The following is a 15459-nucleotide window of genomic DNA, read 5'->3' as shown; positions in this document are numbered from 1 at the left end:
AATAACCCCTCACTAATGCATTTCTATCTTGTATCCAACGCCCCAGACGGTTTTGATAATATCATCACCGTTTGTTGCTGCTTCAATTTTATCACGTAAATGGCTCACATGGACCATTACTGTTTTGGCAGAAATAATTGATTCTTGTTGCCAAACTTGTTCAAAAATATCATCCGCAGAGTACACATGATTTGGATGTGAGGCTAATAAATATAAAATACCGAATTCTAAAGCAGTTAATTGAATATCACTACCTTCAACTGTTTGAACTTCATGAGAATCTTTTTTAATAATTAGCGGTCCTATTTCAAGTGCAACATCAGGTGCCGGATTCGAGTTTTGGCTACGACGGAGTAATGATTTAACACGTGCCATAATTTCTAATGGGTTAAATGGCTTAACAACATAATCATCAGCACCTGTAATCAGTCCACGAATTTTGTCCATATCTTCTGTTTTAGCAGAAACCATTAATATTGGAATTTCTGAAGTTTTACGAACCTCTTTAATGACATCCATTCCGTTCATTTTAGGCATCATAACGTCGAGAATCATTACACCGATTTCTGGCATTTCTTCTAATTTTTCAATCGCTTCAAGTCCATTTTGAGCAGTAATTGCTTCGTAACCTTCATTTTTTAAATAAATAGAGATTAAATCAACGATTTCTTTTTCATCATCTACAACTAAAATTTTCATTGGATATCTCCTGACTTTTCTTTACTTATAGTATATTGTATCAAATATCACACACGATAACTTTAAAGAATTGGTTAAATCTACTTAATCTAAGTAGTACAAAAAAAGCTTTCGTAAAAAACGAAAGCTTTCCATTTTTTATTATCCACGTTCTAATAAGTAGTTAAATAAACCGCCCATTGTTTTATCTGATAACTCAATCTCTTTACCAGATTCCGTTACTTTAGTAATTTTATAATAATCTTCAAACTCAGGTACTTCCAATTGCATCATCGCAACAAAAGCTGCTGCCGTTTTATAAGTTGCTTGTAGCTGTTCCCCATGAACGTAATCAATAATTAACATATTCGTAACCCCCTATAATATTTATACTCGTAGTGTAGTCTATAAATTTAAATACTTCCACAATTGATACTTATTTTTAAGTAAATTAATATTTCTAACTAATGTCGTATTCCTTTTACTGTATACAATGATTTTGCATCAAATCATGATTAATCATTAGAGTCTTATTTATAATTTAAAACTCTCCATTAAAAAAGACGTAACTTCTTTCATCTGAAAGAAATCACGCCTTTTTAATTATTATTTAACTGAGTAATTAGGTGCTTCTTTGGTAATTTGAACATCATGTGGATGTGATTCAATTAAACCAGCACCTGAAATTTGAACAAATTGTGCGTCATCTTGTAATGCCTTCAATGTTCCAGCACCAACGTAACCCATACCTGAATGTAAGCCTCCAACCATTTGGAAAACAATATCAGCTAAACTACCCTTGTATGATACACGACCTTCAATACCTTCTGGCACTAACTTATTAGCTTCATTTACGCCACTTTGGAAGTAACGATCAGAAGAACCATTTGATTGTTCCATAGCTGCTAAACTTCCCATACCTCGGTAAACTTTGAAACGACGACCTTCATAAATTTCAAATTCACCAGGAGCTTCATCAGTTCCAGCTAACATACTACCTAACATCACAGCGTTACCACCGGCAGCAAGGGCTTTAACGATATCACCAGAGTATTTAATACCCCCATCAGCGATGATTGTTTTACCATATTCACGAGCTACTTCAGCAGCGTCATAAATAGCTGTTAATTGCGGAACACCAACACCAGCAACAATCCGTGTTGTACAGATTGATCCAGGTCCTATTCCAACTTTAACAACATCAACGCCAGCATCATAAAGGGCACGAGTTGCTTCGCCAGTTGCGACATTACCTGCGATTAAAGTTGCTTCTGGGAATTGTGCTCTGATTTCAGTAATTTTACGGATAACACCGGCTGAATGACCATGAGCAGTATCGATAACTAAAGCATCAACACCAGCATCTAGTAAAGCTGTAGCACGTTCAAATGTATCACTTGTAACACCAACAGCGGCAGCAGCAAGTAAGCGGCCATGTTCATCTTTAGCTGCGTTAGGAAATTCAACAACTTTTTCGATATCTTTAATTGTTATTAAACCAGTTAAACGACCATTTTTATCAATGATTGGTAATTTTTCAATTTTATTTTTTTGGAGTATTTTTTCAGCTTCTTTAAGCGAAGTACCTTCCGCAGCTGTTACTAATCCTTCTTTAGTCATAACACTATCAATTAGGACTGACATATCAGAAACAAAACGTAGATCACGATTCGTAATGATACCAATCAATAAGCGATTTTCTAATGTTTCAACGATTGGAACACCACTAATACGGTAACGTTTCATCAATTGTTCAGCATCTGCAACAGAATGTTGCGGTGTTAAATAGAAAGGATCAATAATAACGCCACTTTCAGAACGTTTTACTTTTCTGACTTCTTCAGCTTGTTGTTCGATACTCATATTTTTATGAATAACACCTAAGCCACCTTGGCGAGCCATAGCAATCGCCATTTTAGAATCTGTAACAGTATCCATGCTAGCACTTAAAATTGGGACATTTAATTTGATATTCTTAGCTAATTGTACACTGATATCAACCTCGTTCGGTAATACATGACTTTCTGCAGGTATTAACAACACGTCATCAAAAGTAAATCCTTTTTTAACGAACTTCGTTTCCCAATTTGACATTTTAAAACCAGCTTTCTACTTTTATTTTGTTTACTAACATACCAGATAAACTCAACATTGGTCAAGGTTATCGTCCGATTCTTATTAACCTATAATCGTTTTTAACTGTAACAAAAAAGAGTTCAAAAATTTTACCTGAACTCTTTTCAAGATATCAATCAATTTAAAACATTGTTCGGTTGATATTATAGCGACGTTTAACGTAAATTCTAACTGCAAATGCGATTAATGCAATTACAAGATAAACAGGGGCTGGCAACAATGCATTAAGTGGTCCTGGAATCAATGCCACTAACATGTAGGCAAGAATCCATACTGCAAGAAAGGCTACAAATACTAGTAATGTAACCCAGAAAGCTGGTTTGTCTTCTTTTTTGACGTTTGGGCCATATTTTTTGTAGAAGAGCGCTGCTCCAATACCACCCAAAATTGATGTGATTAGTAGTGTTAATAATCCACCAGCACCAGAAGCTTCTGCTTGCGTACTTGTTTTACTCATTAATCCCATAACACCGTACATACCAGCAAAAATTAATAACATCATCAACCCATTATCTAAAGCTGTTAACCAAAAACTACTTGTTGGTTCTGCAGCTTTTTTCTGTGGGCCCATAATGATATCAGTTGCTTTTGTACTAACAGGACCATATAGTTTAGTTGCTGTTACACCTTTATGCTGTTCGGTGCGAAGTTCTGCAACAATTTCACCAATGACCGTATTTCGTTTTTCATCATTAATTTTTGAATCTTTCAAAATACTATTTAAACGGTAAACATAATCTTCATTACGCTTCGTTAATCCCGCAAAGGGTCCTTTATCCTGTAACTTCGTTTCTTTTTCTAAATGTTCTTTTTGTTTTGCTGCAGCTGTCGCATTTCTCTCTTCAACTGATGTTTCTTCGACTTTGTTTTCTTCTGACATGACTAACAACCCCTACTGACTTATTTTATTTAGACGTTAAATCTGAACTCAATAATATCGCCATCTTGTACGACATATTCTTTACCTTCGGAACGTAAACGACCAGCTTCACGAACTGCTGCGACGCTTCCATTTTTATCTAAATCAGCAAATGACATTGTTTCAGCACGGATAAATCCACGTTCAAAATCTGAATGGATAATTCCGGCAACTTGAGGTGCTTTCATCCCTTGTTTAAAGGTCCATGCTCGTGTTTCGGCACCACCAGCAGTAAAGAAAGTTGCTAAACCTAGTAATTTATAAGATGCCCTGATTAAGCGATCAAGTCCTGATTCTTCAACACCAGCAGCTTCAAGGAAATCAAGTTTATCTTCATCATCTAGTTCAGCAATTTCTTCTTCTGTTTTAGCAGAAACGGCTAAACATTCTGAACCTTCTTCTTTTGCAAAGGCTTCAATTAATTTTACATACTTATTAGCATCTGGGTCAGCCATGTCATCTTCAGCAATATTAGCGACATAAAGAACTGGTTTGTTCGTTAATAAAAACATACCTTTAACATATTTTTCTTCTTCTTCATCAAATTCAATTGAGCGAACGGCATGTCCAGCTTCAAGAACTGGTTTGATTTTTTGTAAAATACTGAATTCAGCCAACGCATCTTTATCTTTTGTTCTAGCCACTTTTTCAACTTTAGCATAACGTTTTGTCACACTATCTAAATCTGCAAAAACAAGTTCTAAGTTGATTGTTTCAATATCGTCCATTGGATCCACTTTATCAGAAACATGTGTGATATTATCATCGTCAAATGCACGAACAACGTGCACAATAGCATCAACTTGACGAATATTTTCTAAAAATTTATTACCAAGTCCTTCACCTTTACTTGCGCCTTTAACAATACCGGCAATATCCGTAAATTCAAAAGTTGTATGAATAATTTTTTTAGCAGGGACTACTTCATCGATACGTGCTAATCGTTTATCTGGAACTTCAACCATCCCAACGTTTGGATCGATTGTCGCAAATGGGTAATTAGCCATTTCCGCGCCTGCTTTTGTAATTGCGTTAAATAAAGTTGATTTACCTACGTTTGGTAATCCTACGATTCCTGCCGTTAATGCCATAATTAGACGTCACTCTTTTCATTTATTTTGTATTATCTTCTGTTGTTGCTTTTTCTAACATTTTTTTCATCTTTTTTTCAAATTCTCGTCTAGGTAATAGAATAAGGTGCCCGCATCCTAAACACTTAATGCGAATATCCATTCCCATTCGCACGATTTCCCAGCGGTTAGTCCCACAAGGATGTGGTTTTTTCATTTCAACAATATCATGTAAGTCATACATACTGACTAACCTCCTAGTCTAGTGAAATATCAAGTAAGTCCAAAATACGGTTCAAATCATCCGTTGATAAGTAGTCAATTTCTATCTTACCTTTATGATTTTTTTTGCTCTGTTGGATAGAAACTTGTGTTCCAAATTTTTCTTTTAACAAGTTCTCACTTTGTTGAACATAAATTGATTTTTCAACTTCGTTCACTTTTTTAGTATTCTTTTTAATTTCGCCGTTCATTTGGGCAATTACTTTTTCCAACTCACGAACAGTTAGATTTTCTTTAACTGTTCTTTTAGCTAATGCCCCAATTTTTTGTTTATCTTTAAGTGACAGCAATGTTCTTGCTTGACCCATCGATAACTGATCAACTTGGAGTAATTCTTTAACTGAGTTGGGCAATCCTAATAAACGCAAATAATTAGCAATATAAGGACGACTTTTGCCTAATCGCTCTGAAACTTGTGACTGCGTTAAGTTTAATTTTTCCATCAACATGTTATAAGCTTCTGCCTCTTCTAAAGGAGACAATTCTTCACGTTGTAAATTTTCCAAAATAGCAACTTCCATCATTGCTTCTTCTGTCATCGTTCTAATAATTGCAGGGACATCTGTTAGTCCTGCTAATTTAGACGCACGGAAACGACGTTCTCCTGCAATGATTTCATAACCCTTAATGACTGATTCTCTTACAATAATTGGTTGGAAGACACCTGATTTTTTGATAGACGCAGCTAATTCTTTTAGGGCATCTTCATCAAATGTTTTACGAGGTTGGTAAGGATTAGGGCGAATTTCAGCTAAGTTTAAACGAACAACAGATTCTTTTGTATCATCATATTGATCAAGTTCATCCTGAAATAACGCGTTAATCCCTTTTCCAAGACCTTTTTTATTATTTACCATGCGCTTTTAACACTTCCTTTGCCAATTCCATATAGACTTGAGCACCCTTCGACTTAGGATCGTAATCAATAATTGCCATCCCATGGCTAGGTGCTTCAGACAAGCGGACATTTCGCGGAATAATTGTCTTGTAGACTTTTTCTGCAAAATATTTTTGCACCTCAGACACAACTTCTGCGCCTAAATTTGTACGTGCATCATACATTGTCATTAAAACGCCTTCAATGGCTAAATCTGGATTAAAATGCTTTTGAACTAAACGAATTGTGTTAAGCAATTGGCTTAAACCTTCCAAAGCATAGTATTCACTTTGAACAGGAATTAAAATTGATTTACTAGCTGTAAAGGCATTAATTGTAATCAATCCAAGTGATGGCGGGCAATCTATTAAAATATAATCATACTGATCTTCAATTGTTTTAACGGCATCCAATAATCTTGTTTCACGAGCCATTTGCGGTGTTAATTCAATCTCAGCACCAGCCAATTGAATGGTTGCCGGAACGATATCTAATCCTTTATGACTAGTAGCTAGAATTGTCTCCTTAATTGGAAATTCATTAACTAAAACATCATAAATATCTTTTTTTATTGTTGATTTTTCAATACCAACACCACTTGTTGAATTTCCTTGAGCATCCGTATCTATTAATAAAACACGCTTGCCTAGCTCGGCTAAACAAGCGCCTAAATTCACACTCGTTGTTGTTTTACCAACGCCACCTTTTTGGTTTGCTAATGAAATAACAATTCCCATGTTTGATTAACCCTCCTTTTTTGATTCAATCACATCAATAATAACGCGATACCCTGAATCAGTTTTTTCTTGTTTTGATTTAATCGTTACACCGTTATTTTCTATAACTTGAACCGCTTGTTTTAGGGTATTAATCACTAATCTTTTATCAGGATTACCTTTTTTCGTGTTTTTCTTTTCAGACACTTTTGATTCTGGTTTAATTTTATTAGCTGAAATTAACTTTTCGGTTTCTTTCACTGTTAATTTCTCTTTTAAAATACGTTTTAATAATTTTTTTTGATTGCTAGCTGATAAACTAACCATTGCTCTTCCGTGACGTTCGGATATCTGTTGCGCCATAATGGACGTTTGTACGTCATGTTCTAATTTTAATAAACGCAATTTATTAGCAACAAATGCTTGGCTTTTACCCATATCTTCAGCTAATTTTGACTGTGATAAGTGGTTTAAACTCATTAGTTTACTGTAGGCCTCTGCTTCTTCAATTGCTGTTAGTTCCTCACGTTGTAAATTTTCAATTAGTGCCATCGAAGCCGCTTGGTCGTCGTCCATTTTCTGAACAATTGCCGGAATTTTTTTCCATCCTAATGAAGATGCTGCCCGAAAACGACGTTCCCCAGCAATAATCTCATATTTTCCAGTCTCATACTCTCGCAAAATAATAGGCTGCAATAACCCGTGTTCTTTAAGGGTTTGTGCTAATTCATCAATTTTTTGATCATCAAAGACACGACGAGGTTGGAAGCGATTGGGTACAATAGTCGTAACAGAAATGTCACTAACCTTCGTTTGATTCGTTTCATCTTCTTGTTCTTGTTGATTTTTACGATTTCCTAAAAATGAAAATGCCATTTTCCGACGACCTCCTGACTATATCTTATTTACAAGTGGGGTACGTCCAGGTACACCCGCTTTTCTAGGGTATTTTTTAGGACTTAATTTGACTTTATCAACGACTAATAGATGACGTTCGTCATCTGAAATTGGTAAAGTAAATTCATGATTAGCCACAACTTGACCACCTAAAAGCTTGATAGCATATTCGGCATCGACTAATTCTTCGTCCATTTTTTGAGCTTTGAGAGCGATAAATTGACCATTTAATTTAACTAAAGGTAAGCACAATTCAGATAGTACGCTCAATCTTGCAACAGCACGAGCTGTCACGATATCATATTGTTCTCTATATAAACTTTTTTTACCTGCAAATTCTTCAGCACGATTATGAAAAAAAGCAACCCCTGTAATATCTAATTTGTCCGCCAATTCATTTAAAAAGTTGATACGTTTATTCAACGAATCAACAATAGTCACCGTTAATTGCGGAAAAGCAATCTTCAGTGGAATTGAAGGGAAGCCGGCACCTGCGCCGACGTCACAAATAGATAAGGGCTCGCTTTGTATTTCTTTTGAATAAAAAGCAGGCGTTAAAGAATCATAAAAATGTTTCAAATAAACGTCTGATTTTTCTGTAATAGCAGTCAGATTAAGGTTTTCATTTGTCATTACTAAAAATTCATAGTATGTTTCAAATTGTGCCATTTGTCTGTCTGTTAAATTAATGTCTTTTTCAGCTAATGCTTGACGAAATTCTTCTGGATTCATATGACTGGCCCTCCGTTATTTGTGAAACAAAACGATGTTTCACGTCCTGTTTAACTTTAACGTATTTAGGCCAGAAATACAAGCCAACTGTAAGATTCTCTATCCTACTAATTTATCAAATTTTTTAAGTTTTGAAATTAATAATTCGACAAATTTTGCACGGTCAATTGATAGTAAGACTTCTGTATTTTTTTCTAATCCCAATAAATCAAATTTATCAACGATTGTCTCACCTTTAGTAAGATCACCATTCACCTCAACATCAACATGGTACTTTTCACTTGTGAATAATTCAGGATGTAACATCCAAGCAATTGTACAAGGGTCATGTAATGGAATACCGTCGAATCCCCATTTTTCTTGACCATAGTAAATACCATAAAATTTCAATAACCCGTAGGCTGATTGCGCTACTTTATTATTAATCTTACCAATTTCTTCAATTTCAGAATCTAAAATTTGTGCTTGATGAGTTAAGTTTAATCCAGCCATAACCATTGGAATAGAGTCATTTAAAACCATTTTTGCTGACTCTGGGTCCACGGCAATATTAAATTCTGAACCAGGTTTAACATTTCCAACATCCGTTGAGCCACCCATAAAGACAATTTTTTCAATTTTATTTTTTAATTCAGGATAGACAGCTAAAAATAGTGCCATATTCGTCATTGGGCCCGTGACAACCATTGTAACTTTTTCAGCACTTTTAGATAATGTTTCTGCAATTAACTCAATTGCTGTTAAATTAGTTGCTGGAATTTCAGATTTAGGTAACTCTGTTCCATCAACACCAGTATCTCCATGAACGGCATCGGCAATCATTAATTCTTGTAGTAAAGGTTTTTTATTTCCACTAGCAACTGGAACATCTGTCCGTTCCATCAATGTTAGTAGTCGACAAGCGTTATCAAATGTTTTATCAGGTGTTTGATTTCCAGCGGATGTTGTCACCGCACGTAAATCAAATTCTGGTGAAGCAATAATCATCATTAACGCTAATGCGTCATCATGTCCTGGATCACAATCTAAAATAATTGGTGTTTTTGTCATAATAAAATCTCCTCTTCAATCGAATTATTTTTCTGCATTTTTAATGCAATTAATAAATATATTTATGATCAGCCTTATTAAAATTCCAGAATGGTACTTTTACAACACCTTGAATTTTCGACTTATCAACGAACCCCCAGTAACGACTATCATTAGATACTGAACGATGATCTCCTAGAACAAAATATTTATCTGAAGGTACTCTGATAGCTGAAGTATCTTTAGCCCATTGATTATCTACAGCCAATGACTTGAATGTCCAGTTTTTAGCATTTATGTTCTGAACCCTTGTCCCTACTGTTTTTTGATAAGTTGAAATATAAGGTTCTTCAATTTCTTTACCATTAACATAGACATGATCATTTTTAAATTCTACTGTATCACCAGGCATTCCAATAACACGTTTAACATACTCTTGACCCTCAGTTGCATCAGGATCTACGCCGTATGCATCAAAAACAACAGTACTAAAGCGCTTAATATCAATAACTTTAACAACAGCAACATGCTCATTATTAACTAAGTTAGGTTGCATCGATGGCCCATCAACACGTACCATTGTGACAACAAATGTTTTTAAAAGCATCGCGATTATTAAACCGATTGCAATCGGTATAATCCAACTCATTATTTCTTTAACTATTCTTTTCATATTTCCACCTAATCATTATATTTTTTATCCCCTTATTTAGTTAATTATACGCCAACTATTTAAGGACTTTCAATATCCAATAATTCAAATGATACCAGACAATGAAATCCCTTTCTATTAAAACTTAAAATTTCATTTGCAACCATGTAAAACGACTGGTATAGTTTTAATTAGTTCTAGTAGTATAGAAACATAAGGTTTCTGTAATATCTTTGTAACATCGGGGGGCAATATATTTTAATTTAAAATATATTGAAAGTGTTCTAAACCATTATTGCACATGGGATTTACTAAATTAAATAAATTATAAGTTAAATACATAAATCATCATTATCATTGATATATAAACATTACTTAGTATATATTACAAAATCATGCTAAGTTGTAATAGTTTTTGTATTTGATTGCAACACTAACCGGTTACAATAGTTACTGTAGTATAAATCCAATAAAATAAGAAAGTAGATGTGACTCAACTTGAATAACACACTTAAATCATTATTACTCGGTACAGTTGGTACCGCTGGCCTCCTTCTTGCATCTAACGCAACTGCTGATGCAGCAACAGTTAAAGTTCAAACAAACGATACTGTTTGGGCTTTTTCTCAGAAGTATGGCGTTTCAATCAAAACAATCGAAACTTTAAACAATATTGACGCAAATTCTCATATTATTGTAAGTGGTCAATCATTAAATATTCCTGAAAAGGATAGCAACGCTAAAGCAAGCTCAACACAAAAAAGTACTTCAGCTAAAACAAGTACTATCGTTACTACTAATACTTCAGTAAATAAAACATCCGTTACTGTTAAAAATGGTGATTCATTATGGTCAATCGCTAAAGAAAATGGCATTTCAATCTCAGCACTTCGTTCGGCTAATGGATTTGCTGATAACTCAGCACTTATCTTACCCGGTCAAAATTTAACATTAACTGGTTCAAAAGCGGTAGCTGCAAGTACTACTGTTACTCCCGCTAAAGTAACACCAGCTAAAACTGTTAAAGTAGAAACAAGTACTGCTAAACCAGTTGCTACAACTCCTAAAGCAGAAGTAAGTGCTGCTAAATCAGTTACTGCAACTCCTAAAGTAGAAACAGCTACACCTAAAGCAGCATCTACTACAAATAATAAGACTGTTACTGTTAAAAACGGCGATTCATTATGGTCAATCGCTCAATCAAACGGTATTACTATCTCAGCACTATGTGATGCTAATGGTTTATCTTCTAATTCAATGATTAACCCTGGCCAAACATTAAACTTAACAGGTTCAATGGCTAAAGTAGCTTCTACAACTGCTGAAAAAGTTGTTACACCTGCAAAAGCTACAACAACACCTAAAGCTGCTGTAACTTCTAATGCTACTTCAACACCTAAGGCTGCTACAAGTTCTAATACTGCTTCAACAGCTAACACTGCTGTTGCAAGTTCTAATACTACTTCAACAACTAATACTGCTGCTGCAAGTTCTAATACTACTTCAACAACTAATACTGCTGCTGCAAGTTCTAATACTACTTCAACAGCTAATACTGCTGCTGCAAGCTCTACAACACAAACAGCAAGCTACTCAGCAAGCAAAGTTATCTCTGTTGCTAAAGCATACATAGGTACTCCTTATGTTTGGGGTGGATCAACTCCTTCTGGTTTTGATTGTTCAGGATTCACACAATATGTATTCGCAAAAGTTGGTATTAACTTAAACCGTAATACTATTGGACAAGAATCAAATGTTTCTAAGAAATCAACTGCTGCTGCTCAACCTGGAGATTTATTATTCTGGGGAGCTCAAGGTTCTACATACCATGTTGGTATTTACTTAGGTGGTGGCCAATATATCGCTGCTCCAGAACCTGGTCAAAATGTTAAAATTGGTGCATTAGCATATTACCCTGCTTCATTTGCTGGTACTGTTAATAAATAATATTATGAAGGTCCCACTCACTAAGTGAGTGGGACCTTTTTTTATGGATTTTAATATATAAAGTATTCTGGTTCGGAATCTATAAAAGTTGCTAAGATTGGAAATAAGTCCGTTAGAAATCTGAATTTTATTATTTGTTCCTTCTAAAAGAGTATTAATCGAATAATTATTAATGTTTGGAAATATCTTCACATCACGCCATCATAAGATTATGTCTGCTATTTAAAAACAAAAATCTTATACTCTTCGGCTTATTCATCATTAATCAAAAACTGGTATTTAATGCTTTTTACCCTACTATTAACAAGTGATATTTGAAACCTTTTATCTTTAAAAATCGTTACTCATTTTAAAATGTTTCATGTGAAACATTTTAAAATGGCATAAATACATAGAAGCAAAACTAACTTTTTCTTTTAATTTTGGCTATTTGGTGTATTATAAAGCTATTCGGGCCCTTAGCTCAGTTGGGAGAGCGTCTGCTCCGCAAGTAGAAGGTCGACGGTTCAAATCCGTTAGGGTCCATAGTAACCACTACAGATTTTAAAAATCAAAAAAGAGATTAACTTCAATTTGAAGTTAATCTCTTTTTCTTACGTTTCTATTTAATAAGGTTTTCCATTTGCAACGTGTTTTGCATGTTGCAACAGCGCTGTCATAGTTTCAATAATATGCGGATCGTCAATTTGATAGTACATTAACTTTCCTTCTCGTCTCTGACTAATTATTTGATGCGTTTTTAATAAACTTAATTGATGAGATAAGTTTGTTTGTTCAACATTAAGTATCTTTGATAATTCAGTTACATTATATTCATGTTGTTCCAATAAATAGATTAATTGTAATCTTATTCGATTATTCAATAGCTTAGTTATCATAATTGATTCATCAAGTTCACTTTTTGGAATTTCATTGTACGGTTGCATTATTTTCCTCCTACATAAAGTGCTGAATAGTACCACTTTCTAATAATATATATAGACCTAAGAAAACATAAACAATTAGAGTGATTAAATTACCAAAATTTTGAAAAAATTCTTGGATTTTAGGTAAATTAGTAATCATTTTACTCAACCATGTAATGATACATAAGAATATAAAAAATAGCATCAGTACAATAGGTACATCCCTAATAGATAATGTCGTGAAAAATGGGACGTAGATAGCAAGATTATCTGGTCCACAAGTTGCAATAGTAATCATAATTACATTTAAAATTATGCCTTGACCCGGTTTTCCTAATTTCTCCCGGACCTCATTACCCTCATCTTCATCACTAAAATACATTTTTATACCCATTATAATCGGAATAAGTCCCAAAAATCCTAAGATCCATTCTTCAGGAATCAGTTTTAACCAAAAGGCAGCAATCAAACTAACTGCTATAAGCGTCCCACTACCAAGTAGCTCTCCTATAAATATTAATTTTTCTTCATGTTTATTTTTATACTTAGCAAAAATAATAATTAGAATTAAAAGATAATCGATATTTGTTGAAATGAATGCGAGTACAGTTGAACCTAATAGTGTGACCATTATAGCATCTCCTCTATATGATATATTATTCATATGATATTTTGTTCATGTGAATAATATATCATATGTTAACGTCCATGTAAACGGTTAAATATAAATTTATTAGTACCTTATTTATTCAAAAATATGCTAGAATTAGTTTATTATCTATTACTTCGGAGGAATTCATATGGACTATCTAATACTGTTACTACCTATTTTATTGTTAGCTATTTGGTATATCAGCTTTCACAAAGAACCACGTCAATTAATTAATGGATTTCTGTTCAATATATTTGTCATTTCTTTAATAGGTGTACTCGCTACTTCCCCTATCAATTTTATGAAAAATAGCGCTGTTTTTATTATCATTGTTGGCGCTATAGGTTTGATATTACTTTCAATTGCAACTATTCCATTTTTATTAATTAATACTGGACTAGTCTTTAAACGTGAAAGTTATTCATTAGCTAACATGCTTGGACTACTACTTGCTATTGTTCTTATCATTCGCTGGTTTGTGACACCTTTAATCAGTACGTGGCCTTGGTATCTTCAATTACCATTTAATTTTGCTTCGTTGACTGGCTTATATCTTATGTTCGCTTTTTTAAATTTCTTGTCTGTTAGTATTTTATATAGCTTACGACGTCCAAAATATGATCAAGACTACATCATTGTACTAGGTGCAGGTTTAATCAACGGTTATAAAGTTAGTAAACTACTTGCCAACAGAATCAAACGTGCTACCAATTTTGCGGACAAACAAATACTATTAGGCGGTAAACGCCCGATTATTATTTTTTCAGGTGGGCAAGGTAATGATGAGTCTATTTCAGAAGCACAGGCAATGCAAAAATGGGCCATCGACAGTGGTTATCCAGAAGAATTTACATTACTAGAAGACAAATCAACAACGACTTTTGAAAATATGCGTTTCTCAAAAAAAATAATTGATCTTGATCATAGAGGGGATCATATTTTATTCAGTTCAAATAACTACCATATCTTTCGTGCTGCAATATTTGCACGAATGGTTGGTGTAAATGCTCAAGGCATTGGCGGGAAAACGCCATGGTATTTTTTACCTAATGCGTTCTTGCGTGAATTCATTGCTATCATAATGCTTCATAAAAATCGTCATTTTATAGTTATTTTGTTGCTCCTTTTACTGTCTATTTTTCAACAGCTTTTTAAATAATTATTACTTCAATACTTACTTAAATTAATTAATCTACTTAAAAGGATAAACCTTTAATTTATGTCATATTGACAAAACTCAGTACTATCGTTAGAATTAATTTTTATTAATATCAGTCTTATAAATTAACTATTTTTGTTGTAATCTAAGCATTAGCTAATAAAAGCTAATGCTTTTTTTATACAGTTTTTTAGTAAGGGAGATTTTATTTATGAATGGGATAGATATACACGATAATTTGAAGGTATTACAAGATTTAAAATTTTTAATTTATGACTTTAGTAACCATAGGATTGATTTTCACAATTTTGATATTTTAACTTTAGATTTACCTACCAAACAAATTGATTTAGTCTCAGCCTATCAAGCACAAAAAATTGACCACACTATTGAAGAAATAGCATGGTCAATCATTAATGATAATCATTTATAAACGGATTACTTTAAGCAATAATTCAGCTGTCGCTTCTCTTTTTTCTTTGGGTAAAGAAGCAAGATAATTAATCAAATCCAGCGTTGCAACACCTTTTAAATTTTGATTAGTAAAGAAGTCAGCTAACGTCATATCCAGCGCTTCAGCAATATCTGATAATTTTTTTATTTTAATATTATCTAACTTACCTCGCTCTATCAAAGAAATTAAACTAACAGAAGATTTTGATTTTTCAGCCAGTTGCTCAATGGTCATATTCAATAATTTTCGTTTAGCACGAATTAAAATTCCTATTTTTTTAAGCATATTAAACTCCTAATCAGAAAGGTTCTCTTTATGGTAAAGGTTTTTAAAACAATCAAACAGATTATAGCT

At 33.7% G+C, this 15459-nt stretch carries 18 protein-coding genes and 1 tRNA gene; 4 read left to right on the top strand and 15 right to left on the bottom strand.

Translation table 11 applies throughout. The features are described from left to right. Positions 1 to 12: 12 nt before the first annotated feature. The 12 genes from AC1RPK_RS00510 to lepB all read right to left on the bottom strand — a co-directional run bounded on the left by AC1RPK_RS00510 (position 13) and on the right by lepB (position 10009). On the bottom strand, positions 13 to 699 hold the full coding sequence (locus tag AC1RPK_RS00510; protein WP_409021818.1) for a response regulator transcription factor: 687 nt from the start codon (positions 697 to 699) through the stop codon (positions 13 to 15). Positions 700 to 840: 141 nt separating this feature from the next. Then, the gene (locus tag AC1RPK_RS00505) at positions 841 to 1044 is read right to left on the bottom strand and encodes a hypothetical protein (protein WP_481761063.1); all 204 of its coding nucleotides are present in this window, start codon (positions 1042 to 1044) and stop codon (positions 841 to 843) included. A 240-nt stretch (positions 1045 to 1284) separates the two neighbouring features. Further along, entirely contained in the window at positions 1285 to 2772 is a 1488-nt protein-coding gene (gene guaB, locus AC1RPK_RS00500; RefSeq protein WP_481761064.1) for an IMP dehydrogenase, read from the bottom strand. Between the two features lie 163 nt (positions 2773 to 2935). Beyond that, positions 2936 to 3694 (bottom strand): DUF1129 family protein, encoded by a 759-nt coding sequence (locus tag AC1RPK_RS00495; protein ID WP_481761065.1) that lies wholly within the window; start codon positions 3692 to 3694, stop codon positions 2936 to 2938. A gap of 29 nt (positions 3695 to 3723) precedes the next feature. After that, positions 3724 to 4824, bottom strand: a complete 1101-nt coding sequence (ychF, locus tag AC1RPK_RS00490; protein WP_481761066.1) for a redox-regulated ATPase YchF — start codon at positions 4822 to 4824, stop codon at positions 3724 to 3726. Between the two features lie 22 nt (positions 4825 to 4846). Then, positions 4847 to 5047: a DUF951 domain-containing protein gene (locus AC1RPK_RS00485; RefSeq protein WP_409021822.1), complete on the bottom strand. Its 201-nt coding sequence runs from the start codon at positions 5045 to 5047 to the stop codon at positions 4847 to 4849. A gap of 13 nt (positions 5048 to 5060) precedes the next feature. Next, positions 5061 to 5942, bottom strand: a complete 882-nt coding sequence (locus AC1RPK_RS00480) for a ParB/RepB/Spo0J family partition protein (RefSeq protein ID WP_409021823.1) — start codon at positions 5940 to 5942, stop codon at positions 5061 to 5063. Further along, on the bottom strand, positions 5932 to 6699 hold the full coding sequence (locus tag AC1RPK_RS00475) for a ParA family protein (RefSeq protein ID WP_409021824.1): 768 nt from the start codon (positions 6697 to 6699) through the stop codon (positions 5932 to 5934). The genes AC1RPK_RS00480 and AC1RPK_RS00475 overlap by 11 nt, the downstream gene beginning before the upstream one ends. Positions 6700 to 6705: 6 nt before the next feature. Then, positions 6706 to 7554, bottom strand: coding sequence for a nucleoid occlusion protein (gene noc / locus AC1RPK_RS00470; RefSeq protein ID WP_481761067.1), 849 nt, complete (start codon positions 7552 to 7554; stop codon positions 6706 to 6708). Positions 7555 to 7572: 18 nt separating this feature from the next. Continuing rightward, the gene (gene rsmG, locus AC1RPK_RS00465; protein ID WP_481761068.1) at positions 7573 to 8307 is read right to left on the bottom strand and encodes a 16S rRNA (guanine(527)-N(7))-methyltransferase RsmG; all 735 of its coding nucleotides are present in this window, start codon (positions 8305 to 8307) and stop codon (positions 7573 to 7575) included. Positions 8308 to 8406: 99 nt separating this feature from the next. Continuing rightward, positions 8407 to 9357, bottom strand: coding sequence for a pyrimidine-specific ribonucleoside hydrolase RihA (rihA, locus tag AC1RPK_RS00460; protein ID WP_481761069.1), 951 nt, complete (start codon positions 9355 to 9357; stop codon positions 8407 to 8409). 49 nt (positions 9358 to 9406) lie between these two features. Further along, positions 9407 to 10009: a signal peptidase I gene (gene lepB / locus AC1RPK_RS00455; RefSeq protein WP_481761070.1), complete on the bottom strand. Its 603-nt coding sequence runs from the start codon at positions 10007 to 10009 to the stop codon at positions 9407 to 9409. 477 nt (positions 10010 to 10486) lie between these two features. Here lepB and AC1RPK_RS00450 point away from each other — a divergent pair, with 477 nt between their 5' ends. Next, the gene (locus AC1RPK_RS00450) at positions 10487 to 11935 is read left to right on the top strand and encodes a C40 family peptidase (protein WP_481761071.1); all 1449 of its coding nucleotides are present in this window, start codon (positions 10487 to 10489) and stop codon (positions 11933 to 11935) included. A 452-nt stretch (positions 11936 to 12387) separates the two neighbouring features. After that, positions 12388 to 12460, top strand: a tRNA-Ala gene (locus AC1RPK_RS00445). Positions 12461 to 12540: 80 nt separating this feature from the next. Here AC1RPK_RS00445 and AC1RPK_RS00440 read toward each other — a convergent pair. Both AC1RPK_RS00440 and AC1RPK_RS00435 read right to left on the bottom strand, forming a co-directional pair. Continuing rightward, a complete protein-coding gene (locus AC1RPK_RS00440) occupies positions 12541 to 12861 on the bottom strand; it encodes an ArsR/SmtB family transcription factor (RefSeq protein WP_481761072.1) in 321 nt (106 codons plus the stop codon). A gap of 10 nt (positions 12862 to 12871) precedes the next feature. Next, positions 12872 to 13471 (bottom strand): cadmium resistance transporter, encoded by a 600-nt coding sequence (locus tag AC1RPK_RS00435; RefSeq protein ID WP_481761073.1) that lies wholly within the window; start codon positions 13469 to 13471, stop codon positions 12872 to 12874. Between the two features lie 169 nt (positions 13472 to 13640). Between AC1RPK_RS00435 and AC1RPK_RS00430 the strand changes: the two genes are divergently transcribed. Further along, positions 13641 to 14651, top strand: coding sequence for a YdcF family protein (locus tag AC1RPK_RS00430; protein WP_481761074.1), 1011 nt, complete (start codon positions 13641 to 13643; stop codon positions 14649 to 14651). A gap of 211 nt (positions 14652 to 14862) precedes the next feature. Further along, entirely contained in the window at positions 14863 to 15084 is a 222-nt protein-coding gene (locus AC1RPK_RS00425; RefSeq protein ID WP_409021835.1) for a hypothetical protein, read from the top strand. On the opposite strand, the gene AC1RPK_RS00420 is transcribed toward AC1RPK_RS00425, so the two are convergent. Next, a complete protein-coding gene (locus AC1RPK_RS00420; protein WP_481761075.1) occupies positions 15079 to 15390 on the bottom strand; it encodes a helix-turn-helix domain-containing protein in 312 nt (103 codons plus the stop codon). The two genes, AC1RPK_RS00425 and AC1RPK_RS00420, sit on opposite strands and share 6 nt — an antisense overlap. Positions 15391 to 15459 lie beyond the last annotated feature (69 nt).

Source organism: Dellaglioa sp. CoH-55-MRSF-6 (genome assembly GCF_056782215.1).
The sequence above is the reverse complement of the archived record's forward strand: the minus strand, read 5'-3'. Positions and strand labels throughout refer to the sequence as shown.

Coding starts and splice junctions, on each gene's coding strand:
- AC1RPK_RS00430 (WP_481761074.1), top strand. CDS start 13,641: ATGGACTATCTAATACTGTTACTACCTATTTTATTGTTAGCTATTTGG.
- AC1RPK_RS00485 (WP_409021822.1), bottom strand. CDS start 5,047: ATGTATGACTTACATGATATTGTTGAAATGAAAAAACCACATCCTTGT.
- AC1RPK_RS00510 (WP_409021818.1), bottom strand. CDS start 699: ATGAAAATTTTAGTTGTAGATGATGAAAAAGAAATCGTTGATTTAATC.
- AC1RPK_RS00495 (WP_481761065.1), bottom strand. CDS start 3,694: ATGTCAGAAGAAAACAAAGTCGAAGAAACATCAGTTGAAGAGAGAAAT.
- AC1RPK_RS00425 (WP_409021835.1), top strand. CDS start 14,863: ATGAATGGGATAGATATACACGATAATTTGAAGGTATTACAAGATTTA.
- ychF (WP_481761066.1), bottom strand. CDS start 4,824: ATGGCATTAACGGCAGGAATCGTAGGATTACCAAACGTAGGTAAATCA.
- AC1RPK_RS00440 (WP_481761072.1), bottom strand. CDS start 12,861: ATGCAACCGTACAATGAAATTCCAAAAAGTGAACTTGATGAATCAATT.
- AC1RPK_RS00420 (WP_481761075.1), bottom strand. CDS start 15,390: ATGCTTAAAAAAATAGGAATTTTAATTCGTGCTAAACGAAAATTATTG.
- noc (WP_481761067.1), bottom strand. CDS start 7,554: ATGGCATTTTCATTTTTAGGAAATCGTAAAAATCAACAAGAACAAGAA.
- AC1RPK_RS00480 (WP_409021823.1), bottom strand. CDS start 5,942: ATGGTAAATAATAAAAAAGGTCTTGGAAAAGGGATTAACGCGTTATTT.
- rihA (WP_481761069.1), bottom strand. CDS start 9,357: ATGACAAAAACACCAATTATTTTAGATTGTGATCCAGGACATGATGAC.
- lepB (WP_481761070.1), bottom strand. CDS start 10,009: ATGAAAAGAATAGTTAAAGAAATAATGAGTTGGATTATACCGATTGCA.
- AC1RPK_RS00505 (WP_481761063.1), bottom strand. CDS start 1,044: ATGTTAATTATTGATTACGTTCATGGGGAACAGCTACAAGCAACTTAT.
- guaB (WP_481761064.1), bottom strand. CDS start 2,772: ATGTCAAATTGGGAAACGAAGTTCGTTAAAAAAGGATTTACTTTTGAT.
- rsmG (WP_481761068.1), bottom strand. CDS start 8,307: ATGAATCCAGAAGAATTTCGTCAAGCATTAGCTGAAAAAGACATTAAT.
- AC1RPK_RS00475 (WP_409021824.1), bottom strand. CDS start 6,699: ATGGGAATTGTTATTTCATTAGCAAACCAAAAAGGTGGCGTTGGTAAA.
- AC1RPK_RS00435 (WP_481761073.1), bottom strand. CDS start 13,471: ATGGTCACACTATTAGGTTCAACTGTACTCGCATTCATTTCAACAAAT.